The 24,765-nt window shown below is 71.8% G+C and carries 26 protein-coding genes and 1 pseudogene; 5 read left to right on the top strand and 22 right to left on the bottom strand.

Annotated features, from left to right (window positions below; all coding sequences use genetic code 11):
* Positions 1–40: 40 nt before the first annotated feature.
* The 12 genes from EGM46_RS06370 to paaA form a co-directional block, all read right to left on the bottom strand.
* A complete protein-coding gene (locus EGM46_RS06370; protein WP_125099324.1) occupies positions 41–661 on the bottom strand; it encodes a hypothetical protein in 621 nt (206 codons plus the stop codon).
* Positions 658–1,302, bottom strand: a complete 645-nt coding sequence (locus EGM46_RS06375; RefSeq protein ID WP_125099325.1) for a hypothetical protein — start codon at positions 1,300–1,302, stop codon at positions 658–660. Before EGM46_RS06375 ends, EGM46_RS06370 begins: the two co-directional genes overlap by 4 nt.
* Entirely contained in the window at positions 1,299–1,685 is a 387-nt protein-coding gene (locus EGM46_RS06380; RefSeq protein WP_125099326.1) for a hypothetical protein, read from the bottom strand. The genes EGM46_RS06375 and EGM46_RS06380 overlap by 4 nt, the downstream gene beginning before the upstream one ends.
* Positions 1,682–1,873 carry a DUF2273 domain-containing protein gene (locus tag EGM46_RS06385; protein WP_125099327.1) on the bottom strand — a complete coding sequence of 64 codons (192 nt, stop codon included), beginning with the start codon at positions 1,871–1,873 and terminating at the stop codon, positions 1,682–1,684. The genes EGM46_RS06380 and EGM46_RS06385 overlap by 4 nt, the downstream gene beginning before the upstream one ends.
* Positions 1,870–2,388, bottom strand: coding sequence for an Asp23/Gls24 family envelope stress response protein (locus tag EGM46_RS06390; RefSeq protein ID WP_125099328.1), 519 nt, complete (start codon positions 2,386–2,388; stop codon positions 1,870–1,872). The genes EGM46_RS06385 and EGM46_RS06390 overlap by 4 nt, the downstream gene beginning before the upstream one ends.
* 294 nt (positions 2,389–2,682) lie before the next feature.
* Positions 2,683–3,036: a hotdog fold thioesterase gene (locus EGM46_RS06395; RefSeq protein WP_125099349.1), complete on the bottom strand. Its 354-nt coding sequence runs from the start codon at positions 3,034–3,036 to the stop codon at positions 2,683–2,685.
* A 77-nt stretch (positions 3,037–3,113) separates the two neighbouring features.
* Positions 3,114–3,935 carry an enoyl-CoA hydratase/isomerase family protein gene (locus tag EGM46_RS06400; protein ID WP_125099329.1) on the bottom strand — a complete coding sequence of 274 codons (822 nt, stop codon included), beginning with the start codon at positions 3,933–3,935 and terminating at the stop codon, positions 3,114–3,116.
* Positions 3,936–3,965: 30 nt separating this feature from the next.
* Positions 3,966–5,075, bottom strand: a complete 1,110-nt coding sequence (paaE, locus tag EGM46_RS06405) for a 1,2-phenylacetyl-CoA epoxidase subunit PaaE (protein WP_125099330.1) — start codon at positions 5,073–5,075, stop codon at positions 3,966–3,968.
* 57 nt (positions 5,076–5,132) lie between these two features.
* On the bottom strand, positions 5,133–5,642 hold the full coding sequence (paaD, locus tag EGM46_RS06410) for a 1,2-phenylacetyl-CoA epoxidase subunit PaaD (RefSeq protein ID WP_125099331.1): 510 nt from the start codon (positions 5,640–5,642) through the stop codon (positions 5,133–5,135).
* Positions 5,636–6,463, bottom strand: coding sequence for a 1,2-phenylacetyl-CoA epoxidase subunit PaaC (gene paaC / locus EGM46_RS06415; protein ID WP_125099332.1), 828 nt, complete (start codon positions 6,461–6,463; stop codon positions 5,636–5,638). Before paaC ends, paaD begins: the two co-directional genes overlap by 7 nt.
* Positions 6,460–6,765, bottom strand: coding sequence for a 1,2-phenylacetyl-CoA epoxidase subunit PaaB (gene paaB, locus EGM46_RS06420; protein ID WP_025134813.1), 306 nt, complete (start codon positions 6,763–6,765; stop codon positions 6,460–6,462). Before paaB ends, paaC begins: the two co-directional genes overlap by 4 nt.
* A 64-nt stretch (positions 6,766–6,829) precedes the next feature.
* Entirely contained in the window at positions 6,830–7,807 is a 978-nt protein-coding gene (paaA, locus tag EGM46_RS06425; RefSeq protein WP_125099333.1) for a 1,2-phenylacetyl-CoA epoxidase subunit PaaA, read from the bottom strand.
* A 202-nt stretch (positions 7,808–8,009) separates the two neighbouring features.
* Here paaA and paaI point away from each other — a divergent pair, with 202 nt between their 5' ends.
* From paaI to EGM46_RS06440, 3 genes are all read left to right on the top strand, one after another.
* Positions 8,010–8,507, top strand: coding sequence for a hydroxyphenylacetyl-CoA thioesterase PaaI (paaI, locus tag EGM46_RS06430; protein ID WP_125099334.1), 498 nt, complete (start codon positions 8,010–8,012; stop codon positions 8,505–8,507).
* Between the two features lie 96 nt (positions 8,508–8,603).
* A complete protein-coding gene (gene paaK / locus EGM46_RS06435; protein ID WP_125099335.1) occupies positions 8,604–9,908 on the top strand; it encodes a phenylacetate--CoA ligase PaaK in 1,305 nt (434 codons plus the stop codon).
* 78 nt (positions 9,909–9,986) lie between these two features.
* Positions 9,987–10,613 (top strand): TetR/AcrR family transcriptional regulator, encoded by a 627-nt coding sequence (locus EGM46_RS06440; RefSeq protein ID WP_125099336.1) that lies wholly within the window; start codon positions 9,987–9,989, stop codon positions 10,611–10,613.
* On the opposite strand, the gene EGM46_RS06445 is transcribed toward EGM46_RS06440, so the two are convergent.
* Positions 10,610–11,161, bottom strand: coding sequence for a MarR family winged helix-turn-helix transcriptional regulator (locus EGM46_RS06445; protein ID WP_125099337.1), 552 nt, complete (start codon positions 11,159–11,161; stop codon positions 10,610–10,612). The two genes, EGM46_RS06440 and EGM46_RS06445, sit on opposite strands and share 4 nt — an antisense overlap.
* A gap of 152 nt (positions 11,162–11,313) precedes the next feature.
* Here EGM46_RS06445 and EGM46_RS06450 point away from each other — a divergent pair, with 152 nt between their 5' ends.
* Entirely contained in the window at positions 11,314–12,558 is a 1,245-nt protein-coding gene (locus tag EGM46_RS06450; RefSeq protein WP_125099338.1) for a ferrochelatase, read from the top strand.
* Positions 12,559–12,564: 6 nt separating this feature from the next.
* Here EGM46_RS06450 and EGM46_RS06455 read toward each other — a convergent pair whose 3' ends face one another.
* The 4 genes from EGM46_RS06455 to EGM46_RS06470 all read right to left on the bottom strand — a co-directional run bounded on the left by EGM46_RS06455 (position 12,565) and on the right by EGM46_RS06470 (position 17,734).
* On the bottom strand, positions 12,565–14,688 hold the full coding sequence (locus EGM46_RS06455) for an iron ABC transporter permease (protein WP_241156216.1): 2,124 nt from the start codon (positions 14,686–14,688) through the stop codon (positions 12,565–12,567).
* Positions 14,685–15,743, bottom strand: a complete 1,059-nt coding sequence (locus EGM46_RS06460; RefSeq protein ID WP_125099339.1) for an iron-siderophore ABC transporter substrate-binding protein — start codon at positions 15,741–15,743, stop codon at positions 14,685–14,687. The genes EGM46_RS06455 and EGM46_RS06460 overlap by 4 nt, the downstream gene beginning before the upstream one ends.
* Positions 15,744–15,826: 83 nt before the next feature.
* Positions 15,827–16,669: an ABC transporter ATP-binding protein gene (locus EGM46_RS06465; RefSeq protein ID WP_125099340.1), complete on the bottom strand. Its 843-nt coding sequence runs from the start codon at positions 16,667–16,669 to the stop codon at positions 15,827–15,829.
* Between the two features lie 231 nt (positions 16,670–16,900).
* Positions 16,901–17,734 carry a helix-turn-helix transcriptional regulator gene (locus tag EGM46_RS06470; protein ID WP_125099341.1) on the bottom strand — a complete coding sequence of 278 codons (834 nt, stop codon included), beginning with the start codon at positions 17,732–17,734 and terminating at the stop codon, positions 16,901–16,903.
* 58 nt (positions 17,735–17,792) lie between these two features.
* Here EGM46_RS06470 and EGM46_RS06475 point away from each other — a divergent pair, with 58 nt between their 5' ends.
* Positions 17,793–18,680, top strand: a complete 888-nt coding sequence (locus EGM46_RS06475) for a serine hydrolase domain-containing protein (RefSeq protein WP_125099342.1) — start codon at positions 17,793–17,795, stop codon at positions 18,678–18,680.
* Positions 18,681–18,702: 22 nt separating this feature from the next.
* Here EGM46_RS06475 and paaZ read toward each other — a convergent pair whose 3' ends face one another.
* The 5 genes and pseudogenes from paaZ to EGM46_RS06500 form a co-directional block, all read right to left on the bottom strand.
* A complete protein-coding gene (gene paaZ / locus EGM46_RS06480) occupies positions 18,703–20,766 on the bottom strand; it encodes a phenylacetic acid degradation bifunctional protein PaaZ (RefSeq protein ID WP_125099343.1) in 2,064 nt (687 codons plus the stop codon).
* 38 nt (positions 20,767–20,804) lie between these two features.
* A complete protein-coding gene (locus tag EGM46_RS06485) occupies positions 20,805–21,701 on the bottom strand; it encodes a 3-hydroxyacyl-CoA dehydrogenase family protein (protein ID WP_125099344.1) in 897 nt (298 codons plus the stop codon).
* A gap of 2 nt (positions 21,702–21,703) precedes the next feature.
* Positions 21,704–22,471 (bottom strand): enoyl-CoA hydratase/isomerase family protein, encoded by a 768-nt coding sequence (locus EGM46_RS06490; protein WP_206427518.1) that lies wholly within the window; start codon positions 22,469–22,471, stop codon positions 21,704–21,706.
* Positions 22,468–23,758, bottom strand: a pseudogene (locus tag EGM46_RS06495) (thiolase family protein). The gene EGM46_RS06490 and the pseudogene EGM46_RS06495 overlap by 4 nt, the downstream one beginning before the upstream one ends.
* 177 nt (positions 23,759–23,935) lie before the next feature.
* A partial coding sequence (locus EGM46_RS06500; protein WP_164512825.1) for a dihydrolipoamide acetyltransferase family protein occupies positions 23,936–24,765 on the bottom strand: 830 nt, incomplete at its 5' end.

A 24,765-nucleotide genomic window follows, 5' to 3' on the forward strand; every position in this document is an offset into this window, starting at 1 on the left:
CTGGTTCTCCGGAGTCACGGGGCCCCCACGCGGTGACTCATCAGCGTACCGCCGCCGAAACCTCGCCGCGCACGCGCCGGCGCGCGCGTGCGACGTGGACCACGATCGGCAGCTGGGTCCCGGTGAGTGCGTCCCACTCGCGCACCGCCGAGTCGATCGACGCCGCCAGGCGGCCGAGATCCGCGCGCGGGTGCGCAACGACTGTGAGCACCACCGCCGTGCCGCGGCGGACACGGCGCGCACGCACGCGGACCGACCGCGCGTCGGGGGCTCTGCGCAGCGCGTCGCCGAGCGTCACGCTCGCGAGGCTGCGGTCGAGCGACGTGGTGCCGCCCGGGCTCCGCGCGGCGACGAGGGTGCGCCCGCGGCTCAGCTCGCCGCGTGTCGCCAGAAATACCGCGAGCAGGAGTGCGACGCACACCGCGGCGACGCTGAGCTGGCCGAGCGTCGCCGCCCCGAGCGCGCGGTCGATCGTGCCGATGATCGCGCGCCCGAGCGTCGTGTCGAGCGCCGCGCCGCGCACCGCCTCCCACCCCGCCGTGAGCCCCGGGGGATCGGACGCCACCGCTGCGGCATGCGCGAGCGAAGCGGCCCCGCCGAGCGCTACCAGGCCGGAGACGAAGAGCATCGCCCGGTTCGCGAGCTGCACCGGCCGCATCACGACACCGCCCCTCGGTCGGCAACGCTCACGCGTACCCGCGCGGGGAGGCCGAGCGCGGCGAGCGCGCTTGCGGCAGCGTCGGTGGCGCGTGCCCGGTCGACGGCGACGCCGCTCGTCGGGGTGATCGTGACGCGGGTCAGGGAGCGGCCGACGCGCACTCGCGTGCGCCCCCGCGGCTGCGCAAGCGCACGCGAGACCCGTTCGGCCACCGCGTCGGCGAGCGCGCTCCGGTCGATCACCAGCGGAACGCTCGCGCAGGAGATGCGCAAGCGCCGCCGGCGCCCGGCGCCGACCGCGAGCGCGACGCAGGCGAGGCCAGCCGCCGCGAGGACGAGCGCCGCGACCGCGGCCACCGCGGCGGCGGAGATCAGGGTGCCAGGCACTGCGTCCAGCGCGTCGCGCGCCGCGGCGAGCCAGGCATCGGCGAGGGCGCGGGCGGAGAACACCGAGGTCGGCTGGCCCGCCGCGCCGATCGCACCGCTCGCGGCGCCGAACACCGCGCAGGCGAGCACGAGAGCGATCGTCGCGACCACGGCTGCGGGGGCGGTGCGCGGAAAGTGGGTGAGGCTTCGCGTCACGCGGCGAAGCGGCGCAGCGGGGACGGCCGGGCGCTCCCGCGCGGTCGGCTCCTCGGCGCTCATCGCAGCACCCGTTCGGCGGGCGCGGCGGCACCGAGGAACCTCACGTCGACGGAGCTGACGCGGCGCGCCGCGAGCTGGGGCATGCCGGTCGTGAGTGCACGCCGAATCTCGTCGCCGAGCGCGATCAGGTGCCGCCCGCCGGCACCGCCCGGGGTGAGCGTCACGGACACCGTGCAGCGCAGCGCGCCAGCGTCGTCAGCGAGGGTGACGCTTGTGGTTGGGAACGCGCGGTATGGCGCGTCGGCGCGCAGGGCGTCGGTGAGAATCGCGTCGGCGAGCCGTCGCAGGGCGCGCTCCGACACGGTGGTGCGGCCGCTCAGCCGCGCAGTGCTGGTTTCGGTGCCGGACGGGACGACAGCATCAGCGGACCCCGTCTGATTCACTGCCGCTGCCTGCCGTTCTGGAGCGCGTCGAGGGCGGCCCGGATGTTGAACCGCCCGCTGAGCGCCGAGCCGATGAGGGCGCCGATGGCCATGGCGGCGGCGACGGCGAGGCACGCCCAGAACCCGAAGCACAGCCAGATGATCGCGATGAGGGCGCCGGTCGCCGCGCCGGTGACTGCGGTGCTCATCGCACCCGTGTCGAGCTCGTGCCGCTCGCCGCCTCGTCAGTAGTGACTTGCGCGTCGCCGTCGCTCCCGGTCGCGAGGTCGCCGGGGATGTGCACGTCGTTGATCGCGATGTTCACCTCGACGACCTCCATGCCGACGAGCTCCTCCATCGCCCGGTAGACCGCCGCGCGCACGGCGCCGGCCACCTCCTGGAGCGCGCGCGGATACTCGACAACGATCGTGACGTCGACGGCCACCTGCGTCTCGCCGACCTCGACGCTGACGCCCTGCGTCAGATCGGTCGTGTTGAGCGCGTCGCGGATGGCGCCGACGACGCGCGCAGCGCCCCCGCCGAGGCCCGTGACGCCAGGAACATCTCGCGCGGCGATCCCGGCGATCTTCGCGACGACGGAGTCGTGCACGGTCGTCGTGCCGCTCAGTGACTCCGGTGCAGGTACCCCAGCCGTGCTGGGTCCTGCTGCTCGGGCTGGCGTGGTGGCGGTGCGGGTCTTCGGTGCAGTGTCGGTGCTGGGCATCGTGCCCTCCTTCGCATGCGAGTGCTGCCGTCAGGCAGGCGCCGCGGAGTGCGGCTTCACTCATGTGACGCGATGACGCACGGAAACGTCACAAACTCGCGCGCCCGCCCCCGCCGCGCGCCACCCCGCGCCACCCCGCGCCCCCGCGCGCCGCCCCACCCAACCCCAGCGATTCGGCCAAACCAAGCCCAAATTTCAGATTGGGGCTTGGTTTGGCCGAATCGCTGGGGAAGGGGGAGAGGCAGCGCCGCAACAGCGCCGCACCAGCGCCGCGGTAGTGACCCAAACTCTCACTTAATGATCGGGGGCGTCCTTGATGAGGTTCGTGATGCGCATCGTGCAGCACCGTCGCCCCTCGTCGTCGCGCACCACGATCTCGTGCACGGCGAGCGTGCGGCCGAGGTGCAGCGGCGTGCACACCCCGGTCACGAAGCCCTCCGTCGCCGAGCGGGTGTGCGTCGCGTTGATGTCGACGCCGACGGCGAGGCGGCCGGGACCCGCGAAGAGGTTTGCCGCCATCGAGCCGAGCGATTCGCCGAGCACCACGTACGCGCCGCCGTGCACAAAGCCGACGGACTGCCGGTTGCCCTGCACCGGCATGCGTCCCACCGTGCGCTCTATCGTGAACTCCGTGAACTCGATCCCCATCGCGTCGGCGAGCTCGCCAGCGCCGAGCGCGGCCACCCGATTCTGCGCTCCGGGCAGCGCGGTGCCGACGGGGGCGCTCACGCCTCTGCCCCCGCCGTCGTGGAGGCCGCGCCGGTGAAGACCGGCTGCCGCTTCTCCTGGAACGCGGCGAAGCCCTCGCGGTAGTCGTCGGTGTCGCAGAGCGCGGCCTGCGCGCGATTCTCCGCCGCCATCGACTCCCAGAGGCCAACGCGCTCGTCGCGCAGCTGGCGCACGAGCTCCTTCGACGCACGGAAGGCCGCCGTTGCGCCGCGCGCCGCAGCCGCCGCGGCCGCGCGGGTGCGCTCGACCACCTCGTCGTCGGGGAAGGCCTGCGAGAACAGCCCGGCGGCGACAGCCTCCGCCCCGCTCATCAGCCGGCCGGTGATGATCAGGTCGAGCGTGCGGTGCGCCCCGAGGCGCTCGACGAACAGGGCGTGTCCGCCCGAGTCGAGCGTGGCCCCGAGGTTCGCGAACGGGCTGCCGATCTTCGCGCGCTCGGACACGTACACGACGTCGCTCGCGATGAGCAGCCCGAGCCCGACGCCGAGGCAGGCGCCGTGCGCCACCGCGAACGTCGGGGCGGGGAACGCGCTCATCTGCTCGAGGAGCGGCTGCACGCGGCCCGCGAGGTAGCCGATCACGTCGTCGTGGCGCGGGTCGACGTCCGAGATGTCGCGGCCGGCGCTGAACGCGCGGCCCTCGCCGCGCAGCACGAGCGCGCGCACGCCGGCCTCCTCGGCGCGCCGGTACGCGTCGGAGAGCTCGTCGAGCATGGCCGGGCTGAGCGCGTTCAGGCGCTCCGGCGCGTTCAGGGTGATCTCGGCGACGCCGTCGGCGATCGCGAGGAGAACTTCAGTGGAAGCGGTGTCTGCGCTCATGGGATCCTCGATGCTCTGCTGCGCTCGCGATTACGCGTCGTAGTCGACGACGAGGCGCTCGGACTGGGGGTGTGATTGGCAGGTGAGCACGTAGCCGCGCTCGATCTCGTCGGCCTCGAGCGCGTAGTTCTCGGTCATGGACACCGAGCCCTCGATGACCCGCGCGCGGCAGGTGCCGCAGACGCCGCCTGCGCAGGCGAACGGCACATCGGGGCGCACGCGCAGCGCGGCGTTCAGCACGGTCTCGTTCGCGGCGACGGGGCTCTCAACGGACGCCGAGGTGCCGTCGAGCGTGAAGTCGATCACCACGGTCTTCTCGCCGCTGCGCACCTCGACCGGCCGCGCCCGCGGCACCTGCGCGCCAGGCTCGCCGGTGGTGAAGAGCTCGAAGCGCACGTGCGAGCTCGGCACCTCGTGCTCGGCGAGCAGGTCGCGGCACAGCTGCACGAGGTCGAACGGTCCGCACAGCACCCACTCGTCTGCGCGGCCGACGGGGATGACCTCGCGCAGGATGGTGCGCAGGCGCTCCTCGTCGAGGCGGCCGGAGAGGATCGGGGCAGAGCGCTGCTCGCGCGAGAGCACGTGGTGCAGCGCGAACCGCTGGGGGTAGCGATCCTTCAGGTCGGCGAGCTCCTCGACGAACATCACGTCGACGGTGGATCGGTTGGTGAACAGCAGGTCGAAGCGCGAGGTGTCGCTCTGTTCGAGCACGCGGTGCGCCATCGTGATGATCGGGGTGATGCCCGATCCGGCAGCGATCCCGACGACGTGTCGGCCGGCGAGCTCGTCGAGGTTCGAGGTGAACGCGCCCTGCGGGGTCATCACCTGCATCGTGTCGCCCGCGCGCAGCTCGTCGTTCACCCAGGTGGAGAAGACGCCGCCGAAGTCGCGCTTCACGGCGACCGAGATCTTGCCGTCCGCCGGCGGCCGGCAGATCGAGTACGAGCGGCGCAGATCCTCGCCGTCGATCGTCGTGCGGAGTGCGAGGTGCTGCCCGGCCAGGTAGCGGTAGTCCTCCGCGAGCTCCTGCGGCACCTCGAACGTCACCTCCACGCTGTTCTCAGTGAGGGGACGAACCTCGGACACCCGGAGGTCGTGGAACGTCGCGCGTTTCTTTGCGCCGAGGTTGATGGCGGCCATGATGGTCCCTTCGTTGGCTGCGGTGCGCTGGCACCGTGGCCGGTGAGTCTGGTGTGCCTAGTGAGCTTTGAAGTAGTCGAATGGTTCGAGGCAGGCCTGGCACTCGTACAGCGCTTTGCACGCGGTCGAGCCGAACCGAGCCACCTCGCGGGTGCGTGGTGAGTGGCAGCGTGGGCACTTCACGGCGAGCTGGAGCCGCACGGGGCCGTCGCCGAGCGCGGAGCGCACGTGCGGGGGAGCGATCCCGTACTCCTCGAGCTTGTGCTTGCCGGCCTCGCTCATCCAGTCGGTGGTCCACGCCGGCGAGAGCGTGGTCGACACCTCGACGTTTGCGTAGCCGGCCTCCTGCAGCCGCGCCACGACGTCGTCGCGCATCTGGTCGATCGCCGGGCACCCCGAGTAGGTGGGAGTGAGCACCACCTCGGCGCCGGCGTCGGTGATGCGCGCCTCGCGCAGCACGCCGAGATCCTCGATCGTGAGCACCGGCACCTCGGGATCCGGCACCTGCGCGGCGATGTCCCACACGCGGGCCGCGGCCGGGTCGCTGGGGCGCAGCTCGGTTACCATGATGCGCCGGGGTGACGTCGGGCGAGCCACTGCATCTCCGCGATGATGTAGCCCATCTGGGTGCTGTGCACGCCGGAGCGGCCGCGCGCACGCGCGGGCTTCACGTCCGGGATCGCGAGCCCAGCCTCATCGAACACGGTCGCGATCGCGCGGTCGAAGCCGGCGCGCAGCGCGGACGGCCGCGGTGCGATGCCCTCGAGGCGATCGTTCAGCGGCTCGTCGGTGAACAGCTCGTCAACGTGCGGCCACATCCGCTGGATCCCGAGCACCATGCGCTCGCGCGACAGCTCGGTGCCGCCGGCGAGACGCAGCACCCACTGCGCCGCGTGGTCGAGGTGGTAGGCGACCTCTCGCTCGGCCTTGCCTGCGATCGCGCGCAGCGTTGCGTCCGGGCTGTCGAGCAGGGCGCGGTAGACCTGGATCTGGTACGCGGAGAACACGAACAGGCGTGCGATCGTATCGCCGAAGCCGCCGTTGGGCTGCTGCACGAGCCAGCTTGCGCGGAACTCGGGCTCGTCGCGCCAGTAGGCGAGGTCGTCCTCGGATCGGCCGCTCGCCGTGCCGGCGTAGTGCAGCAGCGCGCGGGCGTGGCCGAGCAGGTCGAGCGCAACGTTCGCGAGCGCCATGTCCTCCTCGAGCTCGGGCGCGCGGCTGATCCACCACGAGATCTGCTGCGAGTGAATGAGCGCGTCGTCGCCGAGCCAGAGCGCGTACTCCGCGACGTCGGCTGAGGCGGTCGAACCGTCACCGGGGAGCTCGTCGGCGAGCCGCAGCTCGTCGACGCTCACCGTGCCGTGCTGGGTGTCAAGATCCTGGCTCACAGGTGCTTCACCCCCTCGGCCACCGTGTAGTAGATGGCGTGGCGGTAGTTCTTGCCTGCGGGCGACTCGAAGTACACACCCTTCGAGTCGGGATCGCTCGTGGTGATCGCGGCGGCGGGCACCACCCAGATCGACACGCCCTCGTTCCGGCGCGTGTAGAGGTCGCGCGCGTTGCGCAGCGCCATCGCCTCGTCCGGCGCGTGCAACGAGCCGGCGTGGACGTGGCTCAGCCCGCGGTTCGCGCGGATGAACACCTCCCAGAGCGGCCAGGCCTCGGTTCCCATTTCTCCGGGTGTCGACATCTTCGTCTCCTTCTCGTGCGGTGCGCGACGGTCAGTCGGCGCACCGCGGTCATGCGGTGAAAAACTATGCGGCGAAGCGTGCGCGCTCGCGCTGCTTGCGTGCGTACTCGACGGCGGCCTCGCGCACCCACTCGCCCTCCTCGTGGGCGGTGCGGCGGTGGTCGAGGCGCTCAGCGTTGGCGGGCCCGCGGCCGTCGAGCACGGCCATGAACTCGTCCCAGTCGATGGGGCCGGAGATCCACTGGCCGGTCTCCTCGTCGAAGCGGAGATCCTTGTCCGGGCACTCGAGGCCGAGGGCCTCGAACTGCGGCACGCACATACCGACGAAGCGCTGGCGCAGCTCGTCGTTGGAGAAGCGCTTGATCTTCCACGCCATCGACTGCGCCGAGTTGGGGGACGCATCGTCGCTCGGGCCGAACATCATGAGGGCTGGCCAGTACCAGCGGTTCACGGCGTCCTGCGCCATCTGCTTCTGCTCGGGGGTGCCGTGCGAGAGCTCGTAGAGGATCTCGAAGCCCTGGCGCTGGTGGAACGACTCCTCCTTGCAGATGCGCACCATCGCGCGGCCGTACGGGCCGTAGGACGCGCGGCAGAGCGGCACCTGGTTGCAGATCGCCGCCCCGTCGACGAGCCAGCCGATCGCGCCCATGTCCGCCCAGGTGGGGGTGTGGTAGTTGAAGATCGAGGAGTAGCGCGCCTTGCCGTCGATGAGCTTCTGCGTCATCTCCTCGCGGGTGACTCCGAGCGTCTGCGCCGCGGAGTAGAGGTACAGGCCGTGACCTGCTTCGTCCTGCACCTTCGCGATGAGGATCGCCTTGCGCTTCAGGCTGGGCGCGCGGCTGATCCAGTTCGCCTCGGGCTGCATGCCGATGATCTCGGAGTGCGCGTGCTGCGAGATCTGGCGCACGAGCGTCGCGCGGTACTTGTCCGGCATCCAATCGCGCGGCTCGATGCGCTGGTCCGCCTCGATGATCGCGTCGAAGCGCTCCTGCGCTTCGTGCGCCGCGGGGGCCTGGGTATCGGGTGTTGCCGTGGGTGCCATCTGCTGCCTCCTTGCGTCAGGGCTCTGCCGGTGTGCTTGCGCTCGTGCCGGGGTTTCCCGGCCCAGCGCAAGGTGGTAGAGTTGCGGCCAGTTGAATTACTTACCGAACATTCAGTGAGTATAGTCTTCCTTGAGTACGATCGCAACGGAGCGCCACCCCGGACTCCACGCGGTCACCACCCCACATCGCAACGGAGCGCACATGAGTTCACCGCAGAACGAGTCCACCGCAACGGCAACGCTGGCGCCGCAGCGCGCGGAGCTGACCACAGCCGAGATCCCGCTCGATCCCAGCTGGTCGGCAACCGCTATGCTGCGCACCGACACCGCAAAAGGGGCGTTCGGGATCCGTGTGCTCGAGCTCGAGCGCGGCCGCGCGGTGCTCGACATGCGCATCCGCGACGATATGACCAACGGATTCGGGATCGCGCACGGCGGCATGGTGTTCACGCTCGCCGACACCGCCTTCGCGTACGCGTGCAACGAGGGGGAGAACGCCGTGGTGGCCTCTGGTGCCGACATCGGCTTCACCCGCGCAACCCATGCTGGCGACGTGCTGACCGCCACCGCCGAGCGCCGCTGGCTTGCCGGCCGGAACGGGCTGTACGACATCACGGTCACCGACCAGCACGGCAACACGGTCGCCGAGTTCCGCGGCCGCTCGTTCGCGACGAACCGCCAGATCCCCACCGCCGAGTGACGGATGCTGGGTGCCCCCGTGCGCCCAGTTCCCCCGCACTCTGAGCGTTCCCGCTCGCCCCACGTGTCCACCGCCGCACACCTGAAAAGAGGACCCATGTCCACCACATCCCCCACCCTCGCCGAGATCGGACTGCACCCCGAGGAGCGCCTCACCCGCCCCGAGCTGGAGCGACTCCAGCTGCAGCGCCTGCAGTGGACGGTGCGTCACGCGTACGAGAACGTCCCGTTCTACACGCGCCGATTCGACGAGATGGGGGTGCGCCCAGACGATATTCGCGAGCTGCGCGACGTCGAGCGCCTCCCCTTCACTACCAAGAGCGACCTTCGGGACAACTACCCGTTCGGGCTGTTCGCGGTGCCGATGGATCAGGTGCGCCGCGTGCACGCCTCCTCGGGAACCACCGGCAAGCTCACCGTTGTCGGCTACACGGACGGGGATCTCGACAACTGGGCGGATCTCATCGCCCGTTCGCTCTACGCCTCAGGGGTGCGCCCGGGTTGGAAGGTGCACAACGCATACGGCTACGGCCTCTTCACCGGCGGCCTCGGCGCGCACGCCGGCATCGAGCGCCTCGGCTGCACCGTGATCCCCATGTCCGGAGGCCAGACTGAGAAACAGGTGCAGCTGATTCACGACTTCGAGCCCGACGCCATCATGTGCACCCCGAGCTACCTGCTGACCATCGCGGACGCGTTCGAACGTGCTGGGCTCGACCCGCGGAAGTCGAGCCTGAAAGTCGCGATCCTGGGGGCTGAACCGTGGACCGACTCGATGCGGCAGGAGCTCGAGGCGCGGCTCGACATCAAGGCCGTCGACATCTACGGGCTCTCCGAGGTGATGGGGCCCGGCGTCGGTAACGAGTGCGTCGAAACGCAGGACGGGCCGCACATCTGGGAGGACCATTTCCTGCCCGAAATCATCGATGAGGATCTGCGCCAGGTCGGCGATGGGCAGCAGGGTGAGCTGGTGTTCACGACCCTCACGAAGGAAGCGTTCCCGATGATTCGGTACCGCACCCGGGACCTGACGTCGCTCAGCCCGGGCACGGCGCGGCCCGCGCACCGCCGCGTGGCGAAGATCACGGGACGCAATGACGACATGATCATCCTGCGCGGCGTGAACCTGTTCCCCACGCAGATCGAGGAGATCGCGTGCGAAATCCCCGAGCTCACCCCGCACTTCATCCTCGAACTCTCGCGCCGCGGCACGATGGATCACCTCGTGGTGAAGATCGAGCCGACTGTCGACGCCGGCCCGGCCGCCGCCGAAGCGGCGCTTCGGCTCCTGCAGAAGCGCATCAAGGATCGGGTGGGCACCACGCTCGGAACCGAGCTCGTCGCCTGCGGGAGCCTCCCGCGTTCCGAAGGAAAGCTGAAGCGCTTGTACGACCTGAGGTAGCTTGGGTGGGTGCGGACTACTCGTCCGCACCCAAGCGCTGGGCGCCTGCGGAGGCGCGGGGCCGGGAAGGAGTGGCCGATGGGGGCTTCTGAGGTTGCGACAGCGAGCCGGCGCGGGAGGCCAGGCTACGATCAGAACAGCATGCTCGAGATCATCGTCGAGCTCTTCATGGACCGTGGCTACGACGCCTCCTCGCTGGACATGATCGCGAAGCGGCTGGGCCTGTCGAAGTCCGCCGTCTATCACCACTTCTCGTCCAAGGCGGAGATGCTGGAGATCGCGTTGGATCGCGTGCTCGGCGAGCTGGAGCGCGTGTTTGACGAGGCGGAGGCCGAGGAGGCCGACGCCGTGCTGAAGATTCGCCGCATCATTCGCGGTGCCGTCACCGTCGCCTGCGATCGACGCCAGTACCTCACTCTGCTGCTGCGCCTCCATGGCAACTCGGAGGTGGAGCTGCGGGCGCTGAGCCGGCGGCGCGAGCTCACCGCGCGGTTGAGTCGCGTGTTCGAGCAGGCGCGTGCCGAGGGCAGTGTGCGCGACGACGTGACGCCGCCCATCGCGGCCAGGCTCACCTTCGGTCTTGTGAACTCGCTCGTCGAGTGGTACCGGCCCGATGGGCCGGAGACCCCGGAGCAGCTCGCGGACACGGTGCTCAAGTACGTGCGCACCGGGCTCCGCGTGAGCGAGGAGCGCGACTTCCGCTAGGGCGCTCCGTGCAGCAGGTCCTGTTGGGGCTGGTCCGCCTCGCGCATGCCGGTGAGGAACTTGATCACTGCGGTGCGTTCCACGGGGGAGAGCCCAGCCGCCACGGCGAAGCGGCGTGCGTGCTGCCGCCCGATCGTGTTGCTTGCGGTCAGTCTCGTGTCGTCGGTGACCGTGATGGAGACCGTGCGGCGATCGCTCGGGTGCGGCGACCTGACAAGGTGGCCGGCCGCGATGAGCCGGTCGACCAGCTTGGTGGTCGAGGCGCTGGAGATGTCGACCGCCCGCGCGATGTCCTTCGGGGTGACCACCTCGCCGCGCTGCTGCGCGCCCATGATCATCCGGATGGCCCGCATGTCGGTCTCGTTGAGCTGCATGTAGTCGGCGGAGAGTTTGGCGAGCGCGCGTCCGGCGTCCTGCCAGGCCCCGAACGCCTGCATCACCGCGAAGGCCTGCGCGGTGTCCTCCTCGCTGAGCTGCTGCGTGTCGAGGGTATGTGGCGACACCGAGCGCTGTCGGAGCGCCGCGCGCTCGTCGCTGCTGTTGGCCATGACGCCAGTATACAATTTCTCACCAAGCTAATCTTTCGCTAAGCTAACGAAAGTGGCGTCGCGGTGCCCAGGCAGGGCGTTCCGTCAGAACTTCTCCGGGCACGCGGCGCCACGTCACCCGCACCTGAATCCCGGCTGAGTTGGAGAAGAGTATGCACACCGCACCCGCGCAGGAGAGCCAGAACGCACCGGCGACGCGGCGGGAGGAGAAGCCGCAAGCGGCCACTCGCGTGCACATCGCCCCGGGAGCCAAGGTCGCATCGGCCACCCCGGTCGCGCAGGCGGGGGAAGCGCACATCGAGCGCCCGGGTTCGTACGACGCCGTGCTCCTGTCCGGGTTCGGCGGCCCCGAGGCGCAGGAGGACGTGCTCCCGTTCCTCCGCAACGTCACTCGCGGGCGCGGGATCCCCGACGAGCGGCTCGAAGAGGTCGCGCACCACTACCGTGCATTCGGCGGGGTGAGCCCCATCAACGATCAGAACCGCGCGCTGCGCGCCGCGCTCACCGACGCGCTCGCCGCGGCTGGGATCGATCTGCCCGTCTACTGGGGGAATCGCAACTGGGCGCCGTACCTCGACGAGGCGCTGACGCAGGCTGCGGCGGACGGGGTGCGGCGCATGCTCGCGATACCCACGAGCGCGTACTCCTCGTACTCGTCGTGCCGGCAGTACCGGGAGGACTGGGCCGACGCGCTCGAGGCGGCTGGGCTCACCGAGACGCTGCAGATCGACAAGGTGCGTCAGTTCTTCTCGCACCCCGGCTTCGTCGCGCCCTTCGTCGCCGGTCTGACCGAGGCGGTCGCTGAGGCCGAGGCGGCCGGGCACGCGCGATCCGCGATCGAGGTCCTCTTCTCCACGCACAGCATCCCGACCGCCGACGCGCAGCACTCGGGCGCGCGGCTGTTCGACGACGTCGAGGGCGGCGGATACGCGGCACAGCACCTCGCCGTCGCGGAGCAGGTGATGGCGGAGGCCGCCCCGGATCTCGCGTGGCAGCTCGTCTACCAGTCGCGCTCCGGCGCGCCGTCGACCCCGTGGCTGGAGCCGGACATCAATGATGCGATCGAGGCACTCACCGGCCGCACCGCGGTGATCATCGTGCCGGTCGGCTTCGTGAGCGACCACCTTGAGGTGCTGTGGGACCTCGACCGCGAGGCGGCAGAGACCGCGGCCGAGGCGGGCCTCTGGATGTGGCGCACCCCGACCCCCGGAGTGGATCCCGCATTCGTCGCGGCTCTCGTCGACCTCGTGCGCGAGCGCGTCATCGGGCGACCGGTGGGGCAGCGCGCCAACACGACGCGCCTGGGCCCGTGGTTCGACGTGTGCCGGCCCGGCTGCTGCGCGAAGGGTGGCGCTGCGCCTCGCCAGGCGATCGCGGAGCTGATCCCGGGCGAGTAGCCAGAGCTACGCCGCGCGGCGAATCACCCACACGAAGTAGGGCGCGCCGATGAGCGCGATCATGAGCCCAGCTGGGAGCTGCGAGGGCGCGATCAGCGTGCGCCCGAGCGTGTCGGCGCTGAGCACGAGCACCGCGCCGATGAGCATCGCGGTCGGCATGATGCGTGCGTGCCGCGCTCCGACGAGCGTGCGCGCGAGGTGCGGTGCGACGAGGCCGACGAAGCCGACGGTGCCCACCGCGACGACGGCAACGGCCGCGAGCAGCGCGGCGAGCGCGAGGAGGCCGACGCGCGTGCGCTGCGGCTGCAGTCCGAGAATGCGCGGGGTGTCCTCGTCGATGGCGAGCAGGTCGAGCTGCCGGCGGAGCGCGAACAGGATCGGGGCGATCACCACGAGCACGAGCGCGACCGGCAGCACGTCGCCGAGCGTCCGACCGTACGTGGTGCCTGAGAGCCACGTGAGAATCCGCGGCGTCTCCCACGGCTCCGAGCGCAGCAGCATGAACGCGGTGACCGCGGTGAGCGCGTAGCTCGCGCCAATGCCGACGAGCACGAAGCGGTCCGGGAGTAGCCCGCCGCGCATCGCGAGGAGCGTGATCGCGGCGAACGTCGCGAGCCCGGCCACGATCGCGAACGCGATGATCATGGGCCTGCCGCCGCCGCCGATCCCGGTCGTCACGACGATCACGGCGCCGAGCCCAGCGCCCGCGGTGATCCCGAGCAGGCTCGGCTCGGCGAGCGGGTTGCGCACGGTGCCCTGCACCACCACGCCCGAGAGCGCGAGCGCGGCGCCGGCGAGCACGGCGGCCGCGACGCGTGGGGCGCGCTCGTCGAAGGCGCGAGCCACAAGATCGGGGGCGCTCTGGCTGAGCCACAGCAGCAGATCGCCGGTCTGCAGCCACATGCTGCCGGCGAGCATCCCGATGAGGAGCAGGATCAGGAGGAGCGCGCCGGCGGCGCACACGGCCAGCACGAAGTGACGGCGCGTGCGAAGCGTCGAGCGCACGGCCTCGGCGATCCGCGCCGTGCCAGCGTCGCGCATGCGGAGCGCGAGCAGGATGATCACGATCCCGCCGAGCAGCGCGGTGGGGATCCCGGTCGGGATCGCGGTCGCGCCCTCCGCGCCGAGCAGCGCGCGCAGCGCGACATCGGCGAGCAGGATCAGGAGTGCGCCGGCGAGCGCGGCGGCCGGAATGAGGAGGGCGTGGCGGTGCAGCGCGGGGATGCGGTGCGCGAGCAGGCGCACGAGCACGGGGGCGCCGAGGCCGACGAAGGCGATGGGGCCGGCAACGGTTACGGACACGCTCGTGAGGAGCACCGCGCAGAGCACGGCGACCGTGCGGGTGGAGCGGACGGGCACGCCGACGGCGGACGCCGCGTCCTCGCCGAGCCGGAGCACGTCGAGCCTGCGCGCGAGCAGCAGGGCGAGCAGCAGCGCGGCGACGATCACCGGCGCCGCGCGGAGGGACGCGTCGAGGTTCAGCTGCGCGAGCGAGCCGCTTCCCCACGCGAACAGTCCCGTGGTGTTCTCCTTGAACAGGATGAGGAGCATCGCCGTGCCGGCGTCGAGCGCCATCGCGACGGCCGATCCTGCGAGGATCAGCCGGGTGGTCATGGTGCCGGCCGCGCGGCCGGTGACGCCGAGCACCACGGCCGCGGCGAGGAGGCCGCCGACGAACGCGACGCCGCTCGACGCCCAGAAGGGCACGCTGAGGCCGAACGCCGCAACGGCGGCGAGCGCGAAGTACGCCCCGGCGGACACCGCGAGGGTGTCGGGGGAGGCGAGCGGGTTGCGCGTCACGGACTGCAGCAGCGCGCCGGCGGCTCCCAGCGCGCACCCGACGGCGATTCCGGCGAACAGTCGGGGGAGGCGCGATCCGATGAACACATCCTGCACCGACACGCCGCCGACGTGCAGCTCCGCCCCGAAGAGCCCGCGGATCAGATCCGTTGGCGTGAGGCCGGAGCTGCCCTGCGTGAGGTGCCAGAGCCCGACCGCGAGCACCGCGACGGCGAGCGCGGCGATGGCCACGATCCCGCCGGTCGCGGTGCCTCCGGGCCCGCTGCTCCCGGGCCCGGAGTCCCCGGTCGCGGTGCCGCGCGGGATCGTGGCCGTGTGGACCCCGGTCACTTCCCGGTGATGACCGAGACGAACGCGTCGATGGCCTGCTCGCCCGAGCGCGGGCCGCCTGCGCCCCACACTCCGGGCGGGAACTCGAACGCGCGCCCCTCCTTCACCGCGGGCAGCGCCGTCCAGATGGGGCTCTGCTCGAGCTTCGTCACGTAGTTGTCGGCGGTGCCGTCGTTCGCGTAGATGAGGTTCGCGTGGCCGACCGCGATCAGGCCCTCGATGTCGGTCTGCGCGAGCCCGTACGCCGGGTCGACGCCGCCGCTGCCGTGCGCCTCGTTGATCTCCGTGCTCCAGGCGCCCGTGAGCCCGAGCTCCTCGCCGAGCTCGGTGAAGAGCGCGCCCTCACCGTAGGGGCGAACGACCACGTTGCCGCTCTCCATCCAGCCGTCGAAGAACACGAAGTCGGTGGTCTGCAGCTCGGCGTCCGCCACGAGCTCCTGCGCCTCGGCGAGGTGCGCGTCGAACTCGGCGAGCACCTGGGTCGCCCGCTCGCTCCGGCCCGTGGCCTCCGCGATCTGCGTGAACACCTGCTTCATGTTGTCGATCTGACCGCTGCTGTCCGCGCCGATCGTCGCGAGCACGGGGACATCCTGCTCCTCGAGCTTCTGCAGGAGCTCGTTGTCGGCGCTGTTCGCCTCCATCACGATGAGGTCGGGGTTCGTCGCGAAGAGTGCGTCGAGGTCGGGCTCGCCGCGCTCGCCGACGTTCGCCACGCCCTCGGGGAGCGTCTCGGCGCTGACGTAGGTCTCGTAGCCGTCGATCGACGCGGCCCCCACCGGGGTGACGCAGAGCGAGAGGAGATCCTCGGTCTGCTGCCACTCGAGCACGACGACGCGCTTCGCCGGCGCATCGAGCTCAACGGTGCGCCCCAGGCTGTCGGTCACGGAGACGGGGCCGGTCGCGGTCGCGGTGGTGTCCGCGGCGCAGCTCTCGGAGATCGCTGCGGCGTCGGCGCTCGGCTCGGCGGCCGGGACACTCGTGGTGCCGCAGCCGGTGAGGGCGAGCACCGCGAGGGCGGCGGCCGCGAGGGGGACAGTGGTGAGAGCGCGTGGCATGGTGGTGTCCTTTCGGGAACCTGGGTGGATGGGAGACGCCGCGGGCAGTCCGGTGGGCCGCGCGGCGGGAATCGGGTGGCGCGTCAGGACCGCTGCCTGCTGCGCGGGATCGGATCGATGCGGAGTCGCCCGCTTCGCGGATCTCGGTGCACCTCGACGGCGACCTCGTACGCCTCGGCGATGTGCGCCGCCGTGAGCACCGTGTCCGGGGGGCCGGCTGCGAGGACCCGACCCGAGCGCATGAGGAGGAGCGTGTCGGCAACGCTGGCGGCGTGGCCGAGATCGTGCAGCACGACGCCAACGGCTGCCCCGTGCTGCACGGCGAGATCCTGAATGAGGTCGAGCGTGTCGAGCTGGTAGCGCAGGTCGAGGTGGTTGGTCGGCTCGTCGAGCAGCACGACGCCGGTGTCCTGCGCGAAGCACGCGGCGAGCCAGACCCGCTGCAGTTCGCCGCCGGAGAGTTCGCCTGCGGCTCGCTCGCTCATGTCGGTGATGCCGGTTGCCTCGAGCGCGGCGTCGATGCGCGCCTGATCCTCGGCGCTCAGCCCCGCGAAGCGGCGCCGGTACGGGTGCCGTCCGCAGGCGACGACCTCGCGCACGCTGAGCCCCTGCGGTGCGGCGTGCGACTGCGTGAATAGCGTGACCTGCTGGGCGAACTCGCGTGCGCTGAGCGCGGCGACGCTGCGCGCCTCGGTGCCGATCGACACCTCGCCGCCGTCGACCCGGTGGAGGCGGGCGAGCGCGCGCAGCAGCGTGGACTTCCCCGATCCGTTGGGGCCGACGAGCGCGGTGACCTGGCCGGGCCGGAGCTCGACCGACACCCCGTCCACCACCGTGCGCTGCCCGAAGCCCAGCACGAGGTCCGTGCCGCGCAGCTGGGTCGCGCGCCGCGGCGCGGTGCGGGAGGGGTGGAGGAGGGCTGCCATGCGGTGAGGTGTCCTGCGTTCGGTGGGCGGAGATGCAGGGCGCCGCGGGCCAGCCGCTGCCCGACCGGGCAAAGAGCTGATGATGCTTAGGGTTACCTTGCTTGTCCAGCCTAGGGAGAAGCGCGGAGGTCCGCAATCAAGGAAACCGGTCAGGGAATACGGCGTTTCGGACAGTCACCGCAGCGGGGGCAGCGACTCTTGCGTGCTCCGCGGGGCGCGACGCACGCGCCGCTACTGAGCTGGCTCGCGCTGGCGGGCCTGATAGCTCCCCGGAGTGACCCCCAGCACGCGCTTGAACGACGCGATGAATGTGCTCGGCTGCGCGTAGCCGAGCAGCTGCGACACCTCGTGCACCGGGTGACCGTCGGCGATGAGCGAGAGCGAGTGGTGCACGCGCAGCACCTGCCGCCACTGGAGAAACGACAGCCCGGTGTGCGCGCGGAAGGCCCGCGTGATCGTGCGCTCGCTGATCCCGAGCAGCCCGGCCCATTCGCCGAGCGAGCGGGCGTCCGTCGGATCAGCGAGCAGCGCGGCGACGATGGGATCCACCCGCTCGACCCGCGGCGTCTGCAGCGCGAACTGCTGCTCGGCGGCGGCGAGCACGTCGAACACGACCGCCTCGGCGCGCAGCCGCGCCGGCTGGGGGAGTTCCCCGCCCTCCAGGTGCGTGAGCAGTGCGGCGAGCACGGGCGTCACCTCGACGACGGTCGCGGCGTCGAAGCCGGCGGCAGACCGGCTGGGCTCGAAGTGCGCGTCGCAGAGCCGCGTGCGGGTCGTGGTGCGCCCCGAGTGCACGGTGCCGGCCGGGATCCACACCCCGTAGCCGTCGGGCACCGTCACCACCCGGTCGTCGAACTGCACGGTCATCGTACCGCCGCGTACCCACACGAGCTCGTGCTGCGGATGCGTGTGCGGCTCGAGCTCCAGCGGTGTGGTGGTGTGCTGACTCTGAACGATGATCGCGAACGGCTCGGGCACCGCCTGCGGTGAGTTCGCGACCCGGCGCACGAGCGTGCTGCGCTCCCGCCGCCAGGCCCCGCGAGCGGCGGCGGCTGAATCCTGCATGCCCCCAGCATAGGTATCGTTCTCGGGTGCACGCAGGGAGCGCGTGCACAATAGGCGGGTGAAGAATTCAGCGCAGCTCGTGTGCGAGCAGATCGTGCGAGAGATCGATCGCTCCGGCTTCGGCGCGGATGGCCTGCACGTGCGTGTCGGCGACGCCGTCGCCGAGCATCGCTGGAGTGCCGATGAGCGCGCGGAGATCCACTCGGTCTCGAAGGCGGTCTGCGTGCTGGCCGCCGCGCTCGCCGAGGCGGAGGGAGTCATCGATCTGGACGCCCCGCTCGGCAGCTTCGTCACCGGGGTCGCGTTCGGCGCCGGGGTCGCCGACCGCACCATGCGCCACCTGCTCACCATGTCGAGCGGCATCGATCTGCCGTGGTCCGAAACGATGCTGAGCGATTGGCCCGACCTCGCGCGCGAGTTCCTCGGCCGCGATGCGGCGGGACGCACCTTCCAGTACTCCAACGCGAGCAGCTACGCGGCGATGTGGGTGCTGGAGCGCCGCGTCGGGGACATCATGGAGTACGTGCAGCCCCGGCTGTTCGATCCGCTCGGGATCGCTGACGTGCGCTGGGCGCGCTGCCCGAACGGGCGCGTGCGCGCCGGCGAGGGGCTCGCGCTCCGCACCGAGGAGATGGCGCGGCTCGGCCAGCTGATCCGGGATCGCGGGGCGTGGGCCGGCGCGCAGCTCGTGCCGGCCGCCGCGATCGACGCCATGCACGCCGACTGGCGCGCCGCGGGCGACTTCCCGGCCTACGAGCGTTACGCGATGTCGGGCTGGGACGGGCCTGGCGACGCCTGGCGGCTGCACGGCGCGTACGGCCAGCTCGTGATCTTCCGCGGCGACGCGGTCGTGACGGTCAGCGCGCACGACCACGCCGGGGCGGACGCCGCAGCCGTGGCGATCGTCGCGACCCTGGCGCGGCTCGCGGACCCCGCGGCGGGCTGACCACCGCGGGATCCGCACGGCGCTACGCGGCCGCCGCGGGCTCCGGCGTCTTCGAGACGAGCGTGAGCACGTCGTAGGTGGCGACGATCTCGTCGTTCTGGTTGGTGAGCACCGCGTCCCAGTGCACCTCGCCGTACTCGTCGGTCTCGCGCGGCACGATCTGCTTCGCGGTGAGCGCCACCCGGACGCGGTCGCCTGGCGACACCGGCGTGATGAAGCGCAGGCTCTCGAGCCCGTAGTTCGCGAGCACAGGGCCGGGCTCCGGGGAGACGAACAGCCCTGCGGCGAACGACAGCAGCAGGTAGCCGTGCGCCACGCGGCCGGGGAAGAACGGGTTGGCGGCCGCGGCCTCCTCGTCGGTGTGCGCGTAGAACGTGTCGCCGGTGAACTCTGCGAAGTGCGAGATGTCGTCAAGCGTGACCTCGCGCGGCTCCGAGACCACCTGATCGCCGATGCGCAGCTCCTGCAGCGACTTGCGGAACGGGTGCTGGTCATCGCGCGTCGCGGCACCGGCGTGCCACACCCCGGTGATCGCGGTGAGCATCTCCGGGCTGCCCTGGATCGCGGTGCGCTGCATGTAGTGGAACACGGAGCGGACGCCGCCGAGCTCCTCGCCGCCACCGGCTCGGCCTGGCCCGCCGTGCACGAGCGCGGGGAGCGGGGAGCCGTGACCGGTCGAGGCGCGCGCGCTCGTGCGGTCGAGCGTGAGCACGCGGCCGTTGCCCGAGGCGATGCGGCGCGTCAGCTGCGCGACGAACGCGGGATCCGCCGACGCGACGCTCGTCACGAGCGAGCCCCCGCCGCGTGCCACCAGCTCGGCCGCCTCGGCGGGCGTGCCGTACGTGATGATCGAGGACACCGGGCCGAACGCCTCGGTGTCGTGCACGCGCGCGGCGCTCGCGTCGTCGAAGCGGAGCAGGATCGGGTCGAGGAACGCGCCGCCCGCGCCGCCGTCGGCGTCCTCCTGGCCGGCGCCCAGCACAATGCGGCCGCCGCCGTCGACGAGCGCGCCCACCTGGCGGAGCACCTCGGCGCGCTGCTCGGCGGACGCGAGCGCGCCCATCGTCACGCCCTCGCTGCGCGGGTCGCCGACGACGACCTTCGCTGCGATGCGCTCGGCAACCGCGGTCTGAACCGCGTCGGCGAGCTCGGCCGGCACGATGGCGCGGCGGATCGCGGTGCACTTCTGCCCGGCCTTCGTGGTCATCTCGGCGACGAGCTGGCGCACGTAACCGTCGAACTCCGGGGTGCCTGCCCCCGCGTCTGGCCCGAGCACCGAGGCGTTGATGGAGTCGGTCTCCGCGCCGAAGATGACGCCGCCCGTCTGCACGGCCGGGTGCAGCCGCAGGCTCTCCGCGGTCGAGGCCGAGCCGGTGAACGACACCACGTCGCCGAGCTGCGCGTGCTCGAACACGTCGCGGATCGAGCCGGTGACGAGCTGCACCGCGCCCTCGGGGAGGAGGCCGGACTCCACCATGATGCGCACCATCTGCTCGGTCAGGTACGCGCCGGGCGTTGCCGGCTTGATGATGGTGGGCATGCCGGCGAGGAACGCTGGCGCGAGCTTCTCGAGCGCGCCCCACACCGGGAAGTTGAACGCGTTGATCTGCACGGCGACCCCGGGCAGCGTGGTGCGGATGTGGCGGCCGATGAACGAGCCGTCCTTCGAGAGCTGCTCAACGGGCCCGTCAAGCTGCACGCGGGCGTTCGGCAGTTCGCGGCGGCCCTTGCCCGAGTAGGTGAACAGCACGCCGATGCCGCCGTCGATGTCCACCCACGAGTCGGTCTTCGTCGCGCCCGTGCGCGTCGAGAGCTCGTACAGCTCGGCCTTGCGCTCGGTGAGCACGAGCGCGAGCTGCTTGAGGATCACGGCGCGCTGGTGGAAGGTGAGCGCGCCGAGGTGCTCCTGTCCGGTGGTGCGCGCGTAGTGCATGGCGCCGGCGAGGTCGAGCCCCGCGCTCGACACGAGCGCGACGGTGTCGCCGGTGACCGCGTCGCGCACCTCGGCGGCGGGGGTGGTGTCGAGGTCGGCGGCGGTGGGCTGCCACCAGGCGCCCTGGACGTAGCTCTCAAGCGTGCGGGTCATGGGGTGCTCCGTTCGTGTGTGTGGGTGGGCCTTGGCGATCAGTTCGTGTCGGGCCAGTCGTAGAAGCCGCTGCCGCTCTTGCGGCCGAGCTTGCCGGCCGCGACCATGTCGCGGAGCAGCTGCGGCGGGGTGAAGTTCGGGCCGAGATCCCGCTCGAGCTGCTCGGCGATGCCGAGCCGCACGTCGAGGCCGACGATGTCGGTGGTGCGCAGCGGCCCGGTGGGGTGGCGGTAGCCGAGCTCCATGGCGAGGTCGATGTCGGCGGCGGAGGCGACGCCCTGCTCCACCATTCGGATCGCTTCGAGCGCGAGGGCGACGCCGAGCCTGCTCGACGCGAAGCCGGGCGCGTCCGCGACGGTGATTGGGGTCTTCCCGAGGGCGCGCACCCAGGAGCGCGCGCGCTCGGGCAGCGCGTCGTCGGTGGTGTCGCAGACCACGATCTCGATGAGCGAGGAGGCCGGCACCGGGTTGAAGAAGTGCATGCCGATGAAGCGGCCGGGGTGCGTGAGCGCCCCGGCGAGCTGCGCGAGCGGGATCGAGGACGTGTTCGACGCGATCACCGCGTCGGTGTCGAGCTGCGCTTCGATGCCGCTGAGCGCCGAGAGCTTCAGCTCGAGGGTCTCGGGCACAGCCTCGACGACGAGCTCCGCGCCGTCGAACGCCGCAGCCGAGCTCGCGACGGTGAGCGCCGCGCGGAGTTGCTCAGCATCGCCGGCGAAGCCGCGCGCGATGGAGGCGTCGATGCTGCGCTCGATGCGCTCGCGCGCGGCGTCGGCCGCCTGCGCGTCGCGCTCAACGACCGTCACCGCTGCGCCGGCGAGGAGGAAGGCGTGTGCGATGCCGCCGCCCATGCGTCCGCCGCCGAGCACGCCGACGCGCGCCGGGACGGTGTCTGTGCTGGCGTCGGCGGCCTGCAAATCGTGCTGCGCGGTCATCGTCACTTCTTCTTCCGCTCGAGGAACTCGGTCATGCGGCGCATCTTCTCTGGGCTCTCGAACAGGGTGGCCTGCTCGGCGAGATCGATGGCCGGGTGCGCTTCGCGCGGTGCGCGGAGCACGCGCTTCGTGGCGCGGGTGGCCTCGGGGTCGAGCTTCGCGATGCGTGCTGCGATCTGCTCGGCTGCGGCGAGCGCCTCCTCCCCGGTGTCGTGGAGGTGCGTGACGAGGCCGGCCGTGAGCGCCTCGGCGCCCGTGAGCACGCGCCCCGCGAGCAGGATCTCGGCCGCGAGCGGCTCGCCGACGAGCTCGCGCAGCCGCCAGCTGGCGCCGGCCGCCGCGAGGATCCCGAGCCCGGTCTCCGGGTTGCCGATGCGGAGCGCCGGGGTGCCGAGGCGGATGTCCGCCGCGTATGCGAGCTCGGCCCCGCCGCCGAGGGTGTAGCCGTCGAGTGCGGCGATGACGGGCATGGGGAGCGCGGCGATGCGCATGAACGCGCGGGTGTTGATGCCGGCGCGCGCGTCAGCCGCCCGGCGCTCACGCAGCTGCGCGATGTCCGCGCCTGCGGCGAAGCTGCCGCCTGCGCCGTGCAGCACGAGGGTGCGCGGATCCTGCTCGAGCTCGGCGCAGAGCGCGTGCAGCGCGTCGATGAGATCCTGATCGATGGCGTTCCGCTTCTCCGGGCGGTCGAGGGTGGCGAGCACGTGGCTGCCGCGATCCTCGATGCGCAGCGCGCCGGCCGCGCCGCTCGGGGCCCCCGCCGCGCTCACGCGTCGATCCGTTCGATGATGGTCGCGGTGCCCTGGCCGACGCCGACGCACATGGTGGCGAGGCCGTAGCGCGAGCCCTCGCGCTCCATGCGCCCGAGCAGCGTGACGAGGAGGCGCGAGCCGGAGGAGCCGAGCGGGTGGCCGAGCGCGATCGCGCCGCCGTCGGCGTTGACGCGTTCGGGATCGAGGCCGAGCCGCCGGATGCAGGCGAGCGACTGCGACGCGAACGCCTCGTTCAGCTCGACGGAGCCGAGGTCCGCTGCGGTGAGGCCGGCGCGCGCGAGCGCCTTCTCGGTCGCCGGGACGGGGCCGAGGCCCATGACCTCGGGCGCGAGGGCTGCCGACACGCTCGTCACGATGCGTGCGCGCGGGGTGAGCCCGTAGCGCTCAACGGCCTCGCCGCTCGCGACGAGCAGCGCCGAGGCGCCGTCGTTGAGCGAGGACGCGTTGCCAGCGGTCACCACCTCGCCGCCGCGCACCACGGGGCGGAGCCCAGCGAGCACCTCGGCGGTCGTGTCGGGGCGGGGGCCCTCGTCGGTATCGACGAGGCGCNACGGGGCGGAGCCCAGCGAGCACCTCGGCGGTCGTGTCGGGGCGGGGGCCCTCGTCGGTATCGACGAGGCGCGTCGCGCGGCCGTGCGGGGCCTCGACCGGCACGATCTCGTCGCGGAAGTGGCCGGCAGCGATGGCCGCGACGGCCCTGCGGTGGCTCTCCACCGCGAACGCGTCGGCGTCGGCGCGGCTGATGCCGTCGACGCGCGCCACCTCTTCTGCGGTCTCCGGCATCGTGAAGGTGGCCTTCTCGCGCGCGGCGAGCTCGGGGTTCGTGAAGCGCCAGCCGATCGATGTGTCGAACTGGGCCCCGGGCTTCGCCCAGGCGCGGCCCGGCTTCTCCTGCACCCAGGGGGCCCGCGTCATCGACTCGACGCCGCCGGCGATGATGAGCTCGGCGTCGCCGGCGCGGATCGCCTGCGAGGCGTTCGCCACGGCGGTCATGCCTGAGGCGCAGAGCCGGTTCACCGTGTAGCCGGGCAGCTCGTCGGGGAGCCCGGCGAGGAGCACCGCCATGCGCGCGACGTTGCGGTTGTCCTCACCGGCCTGGTTGGCCGCGCCGAAGATCACCTCGTCGATCGCGCCGCCGGTAATGGCCTCGGCGCTCAGCCCGGAGCGCTCCACCGCCGCGCGCAGCACGGTGGCCGCGAGGTCGTCCGGGCGAACCCCTGCGAGCGCGCCGCCGTAGCGACCGACCGGGGTGCGGACCCCTCCTACGAGATATGCCTCTGGCATGGGCGATGACCTCCTCGTCTTGCCCCGAGCGTCCGTCCCCTGAATTAGTGACTGATCGGTCGGTAATGAATTCAACAATAGGGGGCCGCGCGGTTCCGTGCAAACACTGGTCCGTGCACACAGGGAACCGTGCACGCACTGGTCCGTGCGGCCCCCCGGCCACCGGCCTCCGCGGCGCTACACGCGCGGGTACGCCGCGAGCGGCTGCTCCAGCAGATCGACCACCGCCCGCAGGAAGCCCGCGGCGTAGCCGCCGTCGCACACGCGGTGATCGAACACGAGCGACAGCTGCGCGATGCGCCGCGGCACGATCTCGCCGGCCACCACCCACGGCCGCTCGATCACGCGGCCGATGCCGAGGATCGCGACGTTCGGCGTGTTGATGATCGCGGCCGAGCCGTCGACGCCGAACGCGCCGTAGTTGTTCACCGTGAACGTGGAATCGCGCATCTGCTCCGGCGGCGTGCGCCCATCGCGCGCGGTCTGCGCGAGCTCGCGCAGCGCCCCGTCGAGGCGGCCGAGGTCGAGCGCGTCGGCGCGCGGGATCACGGGCACCATGAGTCCGCGTTCGGTGTTCACCGCGACGCCGAGGTTGACGCCGTCGAACAGTTCGAGCGCGTCGCCTCCCTCGGTGAGCCGGCCGGCGAGCAGCGGGAAGCGCTCGAGCACCAGCAGCACGTAGCGCGCGAAGAGGGCGGTGAACGATGGAGCCTTCGCGTCTGCGCTCGCCATCCCCGGGCGGAGTCGCCACAGCTCGGTCACATCGACGTCGACCCACACGGTGGCCTCGGGGATCTCGCTGCGGCTGCGGCTGAGCGTCGCGCTCACGGCCTTCCTGAGCTGGCTGAACTGCTCGGTCCGCACGACGCGCAGCTGGCCGGGCTGGGCGACCGCGGCGTCGCTCGGGTTCGGGGCGTCGGCCTGGGGCTGGGCCGCGCCGGCGGTGGCGCGTTCGGCCGCCCGCAGCACGTCGCGCCGCGTCACGGCGCCGTCGGCGCCCGTCGGGG

Source organism: Leucobacter chromiireducens (assembly GCF_003917135.1).
In the GTDB taxonomy this organism is placed as follows: Bacteria; Actinomycetota; Actinomycetes; order Actinomycetales; family Microbacteriaceae; genus Leucobacter; species Leucobacter chromiireducens_A.